The organism is Microcystis sp. 49638_E5, from assembly GCF_021300285.1.
Taxonomy (GTDB): domain Bacteria; phylum Cyanobacteriota; class Cyanobacteriia; order Cyanobacteriales; family Microcystaceae; genus Microcystis; species Microcystis aeruginosa_C.
The window spans coordinates 1-14,375 of the sequence record NZ_JAJTDH010000014.1; the positions used below are offsets into that span (position 1 = coordinate 1).

Below are 14,375 nucleotides of genomic sequence, written 5' to 3' on the forward strand. Positions count from 1 at the left end.
TGCTGCCGCTATGCTTAAAGTTATCTTGTATCTTTCGCAAACCTTATCGAAGGAGTGATAAGTGATTAAATGAACCAACCACTGATTTAAACCGTGAAATCCTCCCAAGAAAAAACCAACCACCACAGGAGGTAGTTTTAAGTAATAAATAGCAACGAAAAAAGGAACATCCATCAAAGGATTAAAGAAAGTTTGTATCTGTGCGGGTAGGACATCATACTTAAAACGTCCCGTTAATAACATATAGGGATTATAAAAATGATAATTGCGTAAATCCCAACTAACATCTTGACCTAAGATAACTGATAAAATCCCTAATCCGATAAAATAAACTACTGCCCAGAAGAGGGGATGAGTGAGGGTGAACCGTTTTAATAATGCCATAATTTAATCAATAATTTTGGTGACTTCGACGAGAAAACTAAACCCAATAGGACTGTTTACTTTCAGCAAAAGCCAATCAGTTATTAGTTTTTACTGTGCCATTAGACTAATTACTAGCTCTGGGATGAGTCGGCCTTTTAGCTGATAGCTTTTTACTTGATATACCATGTTTGGCTAACAAATACAAACGGAAACTTTTGACTCCAAAAAACGTCTTTGGGCAAGTTGACCAAATTTTGATATACTAAGGTGATAAAATTGCCCACCATACTGACTCGATCGCCCATGAAGTCCAGAAAAGGGTTAATCTCGGTCAAGCAAGCTTATCTAAAAATTCTATCGGTCATCCTAGTTCTGGCGATAATCGGTTTATCGGTTGTCGGAAACTATGGTATCACTTGGGACGAACCGATCGAAGTGGATATGGTCAATCATAATCTCGAATATATCCGAGAAAACAAGCCCATATCAGAAATGTCGCGTCATTACGGCTTTTATTTTAACTACATATCCCAACTTATCTATGAAACCAAAGAAAATTTTTTCCCTGCTACCCCCAATCTTCCCCCCAATCCCACCGATAAGGAGGAATGGCTATCGAGGATCTGGCAAATAACCCGGGTTAAGCACGTCGTCACCTTTCTTTTTTCCCTGATTACCTATCTATCGGTGGTGGGAATCGTCGCTATCCTAGCAGGAATCGAATCTGCTTGGTTAGGTGCGCTAATTTTAGCCCTATTTCCCGCTTTTTGGGGTCATAGCTTCTTTAATCCCAAAGATATTCCCTTTGCAGCCATGTTCACCCTCGGAACCTTCGCTGGTTCCCTATTGCTAGATAAATATTTTCGATCCGAAAATCAGGCTATTAAACTAGGATTTAACCGTTTAACCGTTTATTCTTGTCTCTACGGGGTTCTCGCTGGTTTAATCACCGGAATTCGCATCGGTGGCTTTTTTATCCTCTTTTATCTCATCTTCGCCCATCTGGTGGCCCGATGGGATATCAAAACCCTCCCCAAAACTCTCTGGCGTTTTCTGCCCCTATACGCAGTTATTATAATTTTTTGGGCAATAACAACCTATATAGTCCATCCTGCCGCTTGGAGAACCCCGATTACTTGGTTTATCGAAGCGATAACCCTCATGTCAAAGTATAACATCTGGGATAATACGGTTCTCTTTGACGGTCAAAATATCCCCGGTCGTTCCCTACCGTGGTACTATCTACCCCGGCTATTTTCCCTCACCACCCCCGTCCTCCTGCAAATCGCCGCCCTGGTCGGTGTAATTGGGATTTTGACAAAAATGACCAAATTAACGCCAACCCAGCGTGCTTGCGCCCTAATCACCGTACTCCAAGCGTTTTTACTGCCTACCGTTGCTATCCTGCGTCAATCTACTCTCTACGACGGCATCCGTCACTTTTTATTTGTCATTCCCGCCCTAGCAGCGATCGCAACTACGGCCATTATTTGGACATACCATAAACTCAAACAAAAGTCAATAAAAATCTTTCTCACTACCCTGCTAATCCTCAACTTTAGCCTCATTGTCCACGACATGATTAGCCTACATCCCTACGAATACACCTACTATAACCGCGCCTACGGAGGCTTAAAAGCGGCCCAAGGTCAACAGGAAACCGATTACTGGGGATTAAGTCTCAAAGAGGGGATGGAATGGCTTAATCAAAATGCCGCCGCTAACTCTACCATTGTCGTTGCCGGTCCGATGTTTGCGGCGGAAATGGTAGAGAATCACCAACGAAACCTGACAATGATCTATCGAGATGACTTTGCTTGGGGAAAGGCCGCCGACCCCGATTATTATCTAGCTATATCCCGATACGATTATTTCCAAGCTTTCCCCCATTGTCCCATTGTTCATGCCGTCCAACGTCAAGAAACACCCCTAACTATCATTAAACATTGTCGTCAGCCATGATCGAAATGACCGCTATTCCGCCGATTTCCCTGAAAAACTACCGTATCGCCGCCATCATTCCCTGTCACAATGAAGAACTAACGATCGCTAAAGTTGTCTCCCAATTTCAAACTTTTTTGCCAGAAGCGGCAATATATGTTTATAACAACCGCTCTACCGATGATACCGTGACCGAAGCACTGAAAGCGGGGGCGATCGTGCGTCAGGAAATCCAACCGGGAAAAGGCAATGTTGTCCGGCGGATGTTTGCCGATATCGAGGCCGATATCTATATTCTTATTGATGGTGATGATACCTACGAAATTGCGGCAGTACGTCGCTTAATTGAACGAATGTTGGGGGAACAATTGGATATGGTGGTCGGTGCGCGTCGGGAAGCGGTAAAATCCTCCCAGGCTTATCGCCGGGGTCATCGCGCTGGTAATCTGTTTTTAACAGGATTCGTTAAATTTCTGTTTGGAGCGCGTTTAATCGATATGCTCTCCGGTTATCGTGTCTTTTCCCGTCGTTTCGTCAAATCTTTTCCCGCTTTATCCAATGGTTTCGAGATTGAAACCGAGTTAACTATCCACGCTTTAGAATTAAAAATTCCCTTCGCTGAAGAACCAACCCTCTACGGGGAACGTCCCGAAGGTTCCCAAAGTAAGTTAAAAACCTTTCAAGATGGCTGGCGGGTATTGGGAACCGCTATCCTACTTTTTAAAGAAATTCGTCCTTTTCTCTTTTTTAGCCTTGTCTCGCTCATTTTGGCGGTTATTTCCCTCCTCTTAGCGATCCCCGTCCTGTTTGAATACCTCGAAACTGGCTTAGTACCACGTTTTCCCACCGCCATTTTATCGGCCTCGATCATGCTTTTAGCCTTTTTAAGTTTGACCTGTGGCATGATCCTCGATTCCGTCTCCCGGGGACGAAAAGAGATGAAACGAATGGCTTATCTAGCTAACAGTTGGCCAAAAGGTTAGGGAAAAAAGTTCACTAAACATACAGGTCTAGGTCATATATCGGGTTAAACCGTCTCTAACCGTTGCAGCACGGAGGAGGGTTTTTTGTCAATAAATTCCGCTGGCGAAATTTGATATTTAATCAGATTGGCTAATTCCTGTAGTTGGCTGATGGCTTCCGCGCCTTCGAGTTTCATTAACTCTCGATCATCGCGCATTTCTGTCCAAGTGATGCCGTAATCGGACACGAGAAACCGAATTAGATGGGTTTCCCCCAATCCCACCATAAAGGATGCGCTGTTCATTTGACCGCCACAGGTGTAGCAAGATGCTAGATAACCTTGATTTTCTAGTGCGATCGCTAAGGCCTGTAAATCCATGACTAAGTCTTTGACCAGTTGGCGATGCTGTTCTGCAAGTCGTTTAAACACAATTTTCCTCCTGATAACACTCCTCAATTATAAAACCTTAATACTTTTTTAAGATTCTTTTTTGAGAGAATAAGATATGTGAACCAGGTTTTTTTACGGATGTTAAGCAACAAAATGTAAAGAACCCGAGGCCTAGGGTAGCGTGAATTCCTGAGTTCGCCAAGTATATATAACTACAAAGCCACCAGTTTATCCATCTTTCCACCTCCTATATCCCAACTATTCCCATCATGCCTATTTTTAAAGTTTATGATCCAGTTTCGACAAAAAAGTTCGCAAATCTAGATTGACAATTACTTGACACTCCCGTTGCCTAAAGGCGTGGGGATTCTTCGTTCACGGGGAGATGCCTTGCAAAAGCATTGCCTTTACTTGGTCTTACTCTCCCTCCAGAAGCAGTAGCGGTATGCCCTACCGCCAAAATTCGTAAACCTTCATCTCGAATATTCTTAGCAGCATTGATGTCTCTATCGTGGGTTTCTCCACACTTAGGACATTGCCAACTACGAGTCTCTAAACTCAAGCTATCAACAGGATTTAAGCAGTTACTACAGGCCTTGGAACTGGGAAAAAATCTGTCAACTTCTATATAGGGGCTGCTGAAAAAGTTTGTTGGTGGGGGCAGGGTGTGGGGTGTGGGGTGTGGGGTGTAGGGTTTTACCGATTTTGAGGTAGTCAGTTACCTAATTTTCAGGGAAAAAGTACCTGAAGGCACTTTTTGAGGTCAAAAAAGTCTAAAAGCCTTATCCAACAAGGTTTTTAGATTTATTCAGCAAGCCCTAGTTAGATGCTAGACAGGTTTTGATGTCAGATTCATCTTTACTGCCATTTAACCCCGCTTTTCCCATTTTGATGACCGTTCTCCACAGGAAGGGGTTATGCTGTCACTCCATCATCTGGAGGGAAGGACTTTCACCTTCACGGTTATTGAGTTATCAAGGTTCTCAACCTTGTCCTACCCACGTCTGTTAGACTTTTGGTAGGAACGAGTCGCACGATAGATTCTGTACTTGAATGCTTTTAGCGTTTTGCTTACCAAACTACATCTACTATGTAAGCTATTTAGCTAGAAATGTCAAGCCGTCCTCCGCTACGCTAAAGGACGGGGTTTTAGACCCAAATTTTCGATAAATATCATCGGTACGGGCAGCCATGATAAAGTCATTTTGATGTAATCCGCCCACGTCATGGGTCCACCAAGAAACGGTAACTTTGCCCCATTCTGTCAATAAAGCGGGGTGATGGCCTTCTTTTTCCGCCGCTTCTCCCACGGCATTAGTAAAGGCGATTGCCCCTTGAAAATTGGCAAATTTATAGAGTTTTTGCAGACGGGGAATACCCTCGTATTCTAAGAGATTCCAATCGGGAATTTTAGCCTGTAAAGCGGTAATTTCCTCGGCAGTGATAGGAGAAGAACCCGATTGATAAGGTTGACATTTTTGTTGGGCAAGTTCGGTCATAGGGGTATTAATCTAGATTTTTTAAGTAAGTAGTTATAATTAAATTGAAGATAGATTTTGCCTCTGATCCCCCCTGCCCCCCTTGATAAGGGGGGTGCCGATAGGCGGGGGGATCCCCCCTGCCCCCCTTGACCTACCTACTTACCTTTATTATAGAGGAAAATCCCCCAGAGAAATTTTCTATTCTTCCTCTGACTCTGGAGAACTTACCCAAGGGGTAGAAGATTCGGCAGCTTTCGGGAAAGAAAAAGATTTTTTCGGAGGAGAAGGCAATAATTCCAATTGTCGATTACCGGTTTTATAGCTAGTTTTATTTTTCTGCTCTCCCCGTCGTCGTTGGGAGGTTTTTTCCTCCGTGGTATTTTCGGCTATCACTTCATACAAAATCGCCCGTTTATCCTCTTGTTGGCCTTTTCTTAAAACCCGTCCCAAACGCTGAATATATTCCCTAGTGGAACCGGTTCCCGATAAAATAATCGCGATGCCTGCTTCCGGCACATCAACCCCTTCATTAAGAACATGGGAAGTCACCAGAATTTTGTATTCTCCCTGACGAAAACGGGTCAGGATTTCATGGCGTTCTTTCACGGGAGTTTGATGGGTTATGGCAGGTATTAAAAAGCTCTCGGAAATGCGGTAAACTGTGGCATTATCGTTGGTAAAAATTAAAATTGGTTCCGGATAGTGTTCACAGATTAACTCGGCTAAAATCCGCAATTTTCCCTGGGTTCCGGAGGATATTTCCTTCGACTCCCGGTGCGCTAACATCGCCCGGCGCCCTTCGCTACTTCTGGCACTAATCATGACAAAATTTTGCCAACCATCTAAACCAGACAAACTGAGATTATTTCTTCTTAAAAAATCATTACGAATCTTAATTGCTTCTTGATATTTTTCCTGTTCTTTGGCGGATAGTTTCACTTTAATTTGAATTATTTCATGATCAGCTAGGGCTTTTCCTGACAAGTCTTGGGGACTTTTTTGATAAACAATTGTACCGATAAGATAATCTAAATCCTGATGACTACCATCACCGCGATCCGGTGTTGCTGTTAAGCCTAAACGATAGGGTGCGATCGAATCTTCCGCTATTTTCCGAAAGAAATCCGATGGTAAATGATGACATTCATCAAAAATCAAAAAAGCGTAACGATTGCCAAGAGTTTCTGAATAAATTGCCGCACTTTGATAGGTGGCGATTAAAATAGCACTATTATCCTTAGAACCTCCCCCTAATAATCCCACCTCGGCATCGGGAAAAGCCGCCAACATCTGGGCATACCACTGGTGCATTAAATCAATAGTCGGCACGATAATTAAGGTACTGCGGGGAGTCGATTGTAGAGCTAATTGGGCAAGATAGGTTTTACCAGCAGCGGTGGGAAGGACGATAACACCCCTTCTCTGGGATTTTTTCCAAGCGATTAACGCTTCCGTTTGGTGGGGGTAGGGTTCCCGTTCAAAACTGGCAATTAATTCTAAATTGTTAAAAGCTTTTGCTTCATCTTGGAAGTTAATACCCTCCTCCTGTAGAGTTTCCACGAGAGGACGATAATGAATGGCCAAAATGCGAAATCTTTCGATACGATCATCCCAAGTGGCAAAATCTAGCCATTTTTTCCCTTTTGGTGGTGGATGGAGAATTAAGGTTCCTCGCTCATATTTGAGGGTGGGTAAGCGCATTTTTCAGTTATCAGTTATCAGTTATCAGTTATCAGTAAACAGTAAACAGAACCTAGGTTGGGCTTCGTCCGTGAGCTTTTGCCGAACGGTTGAAGCATGAAACCCAACGCCCGCTCATGTTACGCTACCCCTAACCCATCCTACAAATAATTGTGCCTCCCTACTTATCAGTAAACAGTAAACAGTAAACAGTATAAGTGAACTGAAAACTTACATCTGATAACTGATAACTGATAACTGATAACTGATAACTGATAACTTATTCAAGGCTGACGGCGGCAAGATAGCTTATCGTTAGATCATATTGATCGGGTTAAAAAAATAGAGTGTGAATTAACACACTCTCAGCATATCGAAACAGCAAAAGTTTGGCAATAGATTAAATCTTTTCGGTTAGCTTAGTCAGAACGCGATTGGAACGTTCCACAAAAGCTTGCATTCCCTCGGCATCAAATCCTTTTTGAGCGATTAAAGCTAAATCATAAACGTGCTGACAGAGCATTTTCGCTAATTGCGCCGATGGAGATTCGCCGCTACCGGTAACAATACTTCCCTGACTAATCTGGACAATCTGTTGAATTAAGGGATGATTAGTATTAATCATCAGAATATGTTCTTCGGGGAAAGCCATGGCTTTTTGTTGCATCATTGCCGTCATTTCCTGTAAGCGTCGCATCGCTTCTGGAAGTAAGACAATTGCCGGGGGAGTACCTTGGGGATCATCGGATTTCAAGGCTTCAGTTTTGATATTGATGCGGGAATTATCGAGGGCTTTGGCGAAGATTTCTTTGATCAATTCAGCCCGGGTTTTATTACTACCGGGATCGATAATTTCACTAGCTTGATCCTGTTCGAGCAGCGTCGAGTCTAATTCAGAATCAACCCGGGTGAATTTCACATCGGAGTATTCTCTTTCTAGGAAAGGAATAAAGTAATTAGTATCGATGAAAGAATCAAAGAAGAGGATCTCTAACCCTTGATTTTTGTAGAGTTCAACGTAGGTGGATTGGCTACGAGGATCGGTACAGTAAAAAACTCGATTTTCGTGGCGTTCTTTATGGCGTTCTAGGTAGGCTTTGAGAGTAGTATAACCTTCCTGTTCGATCGCTTCTAGGGGAGTTTTCGCCGTTGCTTCTTGCCATGCGTCACCTTCGGCGGTTTGCACTTCCACTTGTACTGTGGTTTCTGGGGGTTTGTAGGTAGTGCGATAGATTAAAATATCTTCTACCTGCTGTTTAAATTTATCCTCTTTCAAGGAACCAAATTTAATAAAGGTTCCCACATCTTCCCAACAACGAATATATTCTTTTGCGTCTTCGTTGTAGAGAGATTTGAGGCGATCAGCAATTTTTTTGGCAATAAAATCGGCAATACGGCGAACGGTACGATCTTTGGTTAAAGCACTTCGAGACACATTTAAAGGAATATCTGGACTATCGATAACTCCTCGCAAGGGCATCAGGAAATCGGGAATAATTTCCTCGCAATGATCGCTGACAAAAACCTGATTACAGAATAACTTTAACTGTCCTTTTGAGACATCTACATCTGGTCTGAGTTTGGGAAAATAAAGAATGCCATTGAGCAAGAAAGGATAATCGGTATTCAGATGTACCCAGAGTAAAGGTTCTTCTTGGAAAGGATAGAGATAACGATAGAATTCTAGGTAGTCTTCTTTCGTCAGATTTTGAGGAGATTCTTTCCATAAAGCCCGTTGTTGATTAATCACTTCCCCATCAATTTTAATGGGAACGGGCATAAAATCCGAGTAGGTTTTGACTAACTGGCGAATGCGGGCAGCTTCTAAATATTCCCCTTCCTCATCCATTAAAGTTAGGGTGATAGTGGTGCCGATTTGGCTGCGGGAAGAAGCGGTTAGTTCAAACTCCGGAGAACCATCACAGCACCAATGGACTGGGGTGGCACCTTCTTGATAGGAAAGAGTATCAATTTCTACTTTTTTAGCCACCATAAAGGCCGAATAAAAACCCAGGCCAAAATGACCGATTAAATCGTTGGCTGATTTTTGGTATTTATTGATAAATTCTTCCGCACTGGAAAAGGCAACTTGGTTAATATATTTCTTGATTTCTTCCCCCGTCATCCCGATGCCATTATCGGTAATTGATAGGGTACGATTTTCTTTATCGATGGCGAGATTAATTTCTGGTTCGGGGACTTCTCCTCTCGCTTCTCCTGCTAAGGAAGCCATTTTTAATTTCGAGATGGCATCAACACTATTAGATATCAATTCCCGCAGAAAAATTTCATGGTCAGTGTAGAGGGATTTTTTGATAATAGGGAAGATATTCTCGGTATGAATCGTGATATTACCTTTTTCGAGTACCGTCATACGTTCAATCACTAAGGGTTTGACTATTCTAACTTTTTTATTTTGCTCGATAATGGCACCATTGATCACAGAGCGATTGCCCAACTTCCTCTAGGGTGATAACCGTACCGATAAAGGGATTTAACGGCAGCGGGGCGATTTCTAGAACTCGCTCGCAAAAATCGCGGTTATTGATGACTTTTTGACTTTTACAAGCGGTTGGTTGAGATTTGCCGATTGAGGGGGAATTGCAGTAGCTCTACTTTTTACTTGGCAGATATCCCTCAATCAAAATATCGGGATTGAGATAATTAACCGTGACATTTTCTAGCTGTAAAGCTTGACTCATTAACTGGAATCCTAAATCACCCACGGCAGTAGGTGCCTGGATTCCCCCGATGATTTTGGGCGCGATAAAAGCGATAATTTTTTGTACCATGCCCTCAGCGATTGCGGCTGCACTTAAACCGCCGCCGCACTCCCACAAAACCTGACAAAATCCCCTCTGATAAAGATTTTCCATCACTAAAGTGGGTGTCACCTCGGTGAGTTCGATCACTTCCACGCCTTTTGTTAATAATTGTTGCTTAAGCTTGACATTAGAATCAATTTGTGTATAGACAAGCGTGGGAAATTGACTGGTATCCCAAAGATGGGCCGAGGGAGGCAAATCGAGCGATCGAGTCATGACCACGCGCAGGGGATTATGATCAGAGAGGCCGTGAGTGGTGAGGTGGGGATTATCTTGACGGACAGTGCTACCGCCGACGATAATCGCATCACAAGCCGATCGCAATTGATGGACGATTTGGCGAGAAGCGGGGCTAGTAATCCAAGTGCTATGACCGCTAGTAGCGGCAATTTTGCCATCGAGAGTCATGGCATATTTGAGAATACCGAAGGGTTTTTTAGCGGTGATGCGATGGATAAAACCCTGATTGAGTTGACGACATTCGGACTCCTCCACCCCCACCAGCGTCTCGATCCCTGCCGATTCTAGTCTTTGAATGCCTTTCCCCGCCACTAGGGGATTAGGATCGATCATCCCTACCACCACTTTTTTAATGCCTGCTCGCACAATTGCCTCGCTACAGGGGGGAGTACGTCCATAGTGGTTACAGGGTTCAAGATTGACGTATAAAGTGGCACCACGCGCTTTTTCTGCTGCCTGTCTCAGGGCGAAAACTTCCGCATGGGGTTGTCCGGCCCCCGGGTGAAAACCTTCGCCGATAATTGTCCCCTCTTGAACGATCACAGAACCCACCAAAGGATTAGGAGAAGTCCGCCCCAAGGCTTGCCTAGCAAGGGTTAGACATCTTTGCATCATTGTGCGATCGAATTCCGTTGCCTGGGCCATGGTTTATTTCTCCATAATGAGGGGAGACTTTATCGGTGATCAGTGGGAATTATAAATTATGAATTATGAATTATGAATTGGGTGATGGGGAGATGGGGAGATGGGGAGCGGGAACTATAAATTATGAATTATGAATTGGGAGATGGCTGAGAGGGGAGCGCCGGAGAGGGGAGATAGGGAGCGGGGGAAAAAAGCTGACGGCTGATGGCTGATAGCTAAAAAGCTGATAACTGAATTATTGATCACTTCTCTACTACTATTATTTTAAAGTGAAACGTATCAGAGGATACAGAAATCTCAAATAAAAAAAAACAAAGATCAAAAAACATTGACTACTCACACATCAAGATAAATCCCTAGGTGTTTGGTCTTCTGAAATGATTGACCTCTGTTCCTAGGATTTAGCGGTTGAACGGACATAATTGCTCGGTGATTATTTTCAAAAGTAATGAATCGACCTACTAACTCAACAAAGTAAACGAATTAACGATGAAACGAATTGCTCGAAAATCTGGGGAACTTGTCGGTTTATTACCGAAAATTAACCCTGTCTGGTTAGCCTGTGTTCCTTTGTCCGCGATTATTTTCGTGGTTTGGAACACGGCCGTACAAGCCCAAGATGCGAAACCCCTAACCCCCGAAGATGTGCAAAACGCCCTCAATACAATCTGGGTTTTAATTGCCGCCATCCTCGTGATCTTTATGAACGCGGGTTTTGCGATGCTAGAAACGGGATTCTGTCGCCAGAAAAACGCCGTTAACGTTCTGGCCAAAAACCTGATCGTTTTCGCCCTCTCCACCATATCATTTTGGGCGATCGGTTTCTCCCTGATGTTTGGGTCTGTCAGTAACGAATTTTTCGGTACAGGAGGCTGGTTCCTTAGCAGTAGCGATCCCGCCACCTACGTTATGCCTGCCTCTTTGCCCACCTCAGTGTTCTTCCTGTTCCAAGTCGCTTTCGCGGGAACGGCGGCAACCATTGTATCTGGGGCAGTGGCAGAACGGATTAAATTCGTCGATTTCCTTGTTTTTAGCTTAATTATCGTCGGTATCATGTACCCGATCACCGGTCACTGGGTTTGGGGTGGCGGTTGGTTAGCTGACCTTGGTTTTAAAGACTTCGCCGGTTCGACGGTGGTTCACTCGGTCGGTGGCTGGTCTGCCTTAACCGGGGCGGCAATTCTCGGCCCGAGAATGGGTAAATACATCAACGGTCGCACCAGTGCCTTACCCGGCCATAACATGAGCATCGCGACCCTGGGTTGTTTAATTCTCTGGATTGGCTGGTTCGGTTTTAACCCCGGTTCTACTTTAGCGGTTAATGAAACTGTACCCTATATCGCTGTCACCACTAACCTCGCCGGGGCCGCCGGTGGCATTGCCGCTACCTTTACCGCTTGGGCGAAAGATGGTAAACCCGACCTTTCGATGATTATTAACGGTATTCTTGCCGGTTTAGTAGCCGTTACTGCCGGTTGTGATGGTGTTTCCTATTGGTCGGCGGCAATCATCGGTTTAATTGCCGGTGTAGTCGTGGTTTACTCGGTGTCTTTCTTCGATAACCTGAAAATTGATGACCCCGTGGGTGCCACTTCTGTTCACCTCGTCTGTGGTGTGTTTGGAACTTTAGCCGTCGGTATCTTCAACAAAGATGCCGGTTTAATCACCGGTCAATTCCAACTGTTTATTAACCAAATTATCGGGATTGTGGCAGTAGGGGCATTTACCCTGATTGTTAGTGGTATTGTTTGGACAATCCTCAAGGCTACCCTCGGTATTCGTGTTACTCCCGAAGAAGAAATGGAAGGTTTGGATGTGGGTGAACACGGAATGGAAGCCTATAGCGGTTTCGTCAAGGAGTCCGATATCGTTACCGGCGGCCATTATGCTTCCAGTGTTGACATGGAAACGCCTAGCACTCGTTAGGGTAAACCTTGTAAAGATAGATTAACCTATCCCCGACAAAGTTAAAGAGAAAAGGAAGAAGGCCTCGCCCCGATGCGATCGGTGGCTACAATTACCTTCTAAACCTTTTCTCTTTCGTTTTTTTGTCTATTTCCGGACAGAGAAAATTAATCTTGCTACTAGGCACCAACCGTCAATGAAAAAGATCGTAGGAATAACCATACTTTTGCTGGGACTGGGATTCAATTGCGGAGTTGCCCCAGTTTTTGCGGAAACCATCGCCGCCGCTCCCCCCAATCCGATTAGTGCTGGAGATACCGCTTGGATGCTGATCTCGTCGGCTTTAGTTTTATTAATGACCCCCGGACTGGCTTTTTTTTATGGGGGTTTAGTACGTTCGCGTAACGTCCTCAACACCATGATGATGAGTTTGGTAGCCATGGGCGTAATTGGTGTAACTTGGGTGCTTTGGGGTTATAGTCTCGCTTTTGATGTCACCCCGGGTAAAAGTGGTTTTGGCGAGGGAATTGAAGCTTTTATCGGTGGTCTGGATTGGATTTTTCTCAACGGAGTCACCGCCGCCGCACCTGACAATATCGGTTATGCACCCACCGTTCCCCATCAAGTGTTTATGGTCTATCAGATGATGTTCGCCATCATCACCCCGGCTTTAATTTCGGGGGCGATCGTAGAACGGGTCAACTTTAAAGCCTATTTTTGGTTTTTACTGCTTTGGTCCACCTTGATCTATTCTCCCCTAGCTCACTGGGTTTGGGGTAAGGGTTGGTTGGCTGCCACCGGGGCGCTGGATTTCGCCGGTGGAACCGTTGTTCACATTAGTTCTGGGATTTCCGCACTGGTGGCCGCCTGGATGATCGGTCCGCGGCGTAGTTTTGGTGTCCAAGCCTATGCACCCCATAATGTGCCGTTTGTTCTTCTGGGTATCGGTTTACTCTGGTTCGGTTGGTTTGGTTTTAATGGTGGTAGCGCGCTTTCCTCTAGTTCCCTAGCCACGACAGCTTTTGTTAATACCACGATCGCCGCTTCGGCCGGGGGTTTGACATGGATGTTTATAGAATGGATTTTACGCGGTAAACCGACAGCGATCGGTATTGCTAGTGGATTTTTAGGGGGATTAGTCGGTATAACTCCGGCTGCCGGTTATGTGCTGCCGATCGGTGCGATTCTCATCGGTTCGATCACTGCCCTTACCTGTTTTTTTGCGGTTAGTCTGCGGGCAAAATTGCGCTTTGATGATTCTTTGGATACCTATCCCGTCCATGGTGTCGGCGGGACAATAGGGGCGCTGCTTACGGGGCTTTTTGCCACAAAAGCGGTTAATTCAGCCGGAAATGATGGTTTATTTTTTGGGAATCCGGGGTTGCTGTGGACGCAATTTGTTGGCGTTGCTGCTACTTATATCTTTGCTGCCGTCGGTACTTTTGTCATCCTGAAAGTTCTCGGTTTATTTATGGATCTGCGAGTTAAACCGAATACGGAAGCAGAAGGGTTAGATGTTCCTCAACACGGAGAGGAAGCCTACGGACAGGAATTCGAGTTTGGTAGCAGCCTTTCCTACCAAGAAAATTCTCCGACCACAAATCCTCGAGAAAATTATTAGCGATTCAATCGGCTATCAGTCTGGCTAACAGAGGCGAAATTTCGTCTCTGTGAAACTGGGTTGAACAATTCCGTTTTTGGTCGTCTTGTCTCTGTCACCGGGGGTTGTGATCCTGTCCGTCACTGGCAAAGAATGCTCGCTCTTTACTATCCAGAGATTCTCGAAGACCCAAAAACTCTCCGCTAAGGCTTAATGATACCAAATCCGTTGAGTATAGGCTACTTATGAGGAGAAGTAAAAGGCAAGAGGCAAAATGGAAAAGGGTGAATAAATAATCAGTTTTTAATAACCAGATTTAGTATGATTCATTCTGCGAA

The 14,375-nt window shown here is 44.5% G+C and carries 10 protein-coding genes and 2 pseudogenes; 5 read left to right on the forward strand and 7 right to left on the reverse strand.

The window, feature by feature from the left end; all coding sequences use genetic code 11:
- Nucleotides 1-384, reverse strand: a pseudogene (locus LW728_RS06355) (hypothetical protein); the annotation flags it as partial.
- Between the two features lie 285 nt (nt 385-669).
- On the opposite strand from LW728_RS06355, the gene LW728_RS06360 reads away from it, so the two are divergent.
- Together LW728_RS06360 and LW728_RS06365 are read left to right on the forward strand one after the other, a co-directional pair.
- Nucleotides 670-2,328 (forward strand): ArnT family glycosyltransferase, encoded by a 1,659-nt coding sequence (locus LW728_RS06360; RefSeq protein ID WP_287670310.1) that lies wholly within the window; start codon nt 670-672, stop codon nt 2,326-2,328.
- On the forward strand, nt 2,325-3,290 hold the full coding sequence (locus LW728_RS06365) for a glycosyltransferase family 2 protein (RefSeq protein ID WP_002801758.1): 966 nt from the start codon (nt 2,325-2,327) through the stop codon (nt 3,288-3,290). The genes LW728_RS06360 and LW728_RS06365 overlap by 4 nt, the downstream gene beginning before the upstream one ends.
- A 44-nt stretch (nt 3,291-3,334) precedes the next feature.
- Here the strand turns inward: LW728_RS06365 and LW728_RS06370 are convergent, their stop codons facing one another.
- From LW728_RS06370 to ribD, 6 genes and pseudogenes are all read right to left on the reverse strand, one after another.
- Nucleotides 3,335-3,700: a DUF1815 family protein gene (locus tag LW728_RS06370; protein WP_002801757.1), complete on the reverse strand. Its 366-nt coding sequence runs from the start codon at nt 3,698-3,700 to the stop codon at nt 3,335-3,337.
- A 313-nt stretch (nt 3,701-4,013) separates the two neighbouring features.
- Nucleotides 4,014-4,292: pseudogene (locus LW728_RS06375) on the reverse strand (zinc ribbon domain-containing protein); the annotation flags it as partial.
- Nucleotides 4,293-4,758: 466 nt separating this feature from the next.
- Complete coding sequence (locus LW728_RS06380; protein ID WP_002801753.1) at nt 4,759-5,160, reverse strand: 4a-hydroxytetrahydrobiopterin dehydratase; 402 nt, start codon at nt 5,158-5,160, stop codon at nt 4,759-4,761.
- Between the two features lie 180 nt (nt 5,161-5,340).
- Complete coding sequence (locus LW728_RS06385) at nt 5,341-6,843, reverse strand: DEAD/DEAH box helicase (protein WP_287667150.1); 1,503 nt, start codon at nt 6,841-6,843, stop codon at nt 5,341-5,343.
- Nucleotides 6,844-7,222: 379 nt separating this feature from the next.
- The gene (htpG, locus tag LW728_RS06390; protein WP_287667277.1) at nt 7,223-9,196 is read right to left on the reverse strand and encodes a molecular chaperone HtpG; all 1,974 of its coding nucleotides are present in this window, start codon (nt 9,194-9,196) and stop codon (nt 7,223-7,225) included.
- 238 nt (nt 9,197-9,434) lie between these two features.
- Nucleotides 9,435-10,532 carry a bifunctional diaminohydroxyphosphoribosylaminopyrimidine deaminase/5-amino-6-(5-phosphoribosylamino)uracil reductase RibD gene (gene ribD, locus LW728_RS06395; RefSeq protein WP_287765783.1) on the reverse strand — a complete coding sequence of 366 codons (1,098 nt, stop codon included), beginning with the start codon at nt 10,530-10,532 and terminating at the stop codon, nt 9,435-9,437.
- Between the two features lie 489 nt (nt 10,533-11,021).
- Here ribD and LW728_RS06400 point away from each other — a divergent pair, with 489 nt between their 5' ends.
- The 3 genes from LW728_RS06400 to LW728_RS06410 all read left to right on the forward strand — a co-directional run bounded on the left by LW728_RS06400 (nt 11,022) and on the right by LW728_RS06410 (nt 14,244).
- A complete protein-coding gene (locus LW728_RS06400) occupies nt 11,022-12,458 on the forward strand; it encodes an ammonium transporter (protein ID WP_287765786.1) in 1,437 nt (478 codons plus the stop codon).
- Nucleotides 12,459-12,633: 175 nt separating this feature from the next.
- On the forward strand, nt 12,634-14,058 hold the full coding sequence (locus LW728_RS06405; protein ID WP_287765788.1) for an ammonium transporter: 1,425 nt from the start codon (nt 12,634-12,636) through the stop codon (nt 14,056-14,058).
- Nucleotides 14,059-14,118: 60 nt separating this feature from the next.
- Nucleotides 14,119-14,244 (forward strand): hypothetical protein, encoded by a 126-nt coding sequence (locus LW728_RS06410; protein ID WP_287667160.1) that lies wholly within the window; start codon nt 14,119-14,121, stop codon nt 14,242-14,244.
- The last annotated feature ends 131 nt before the right edge of the window (nt 14,245-14,375 follow it).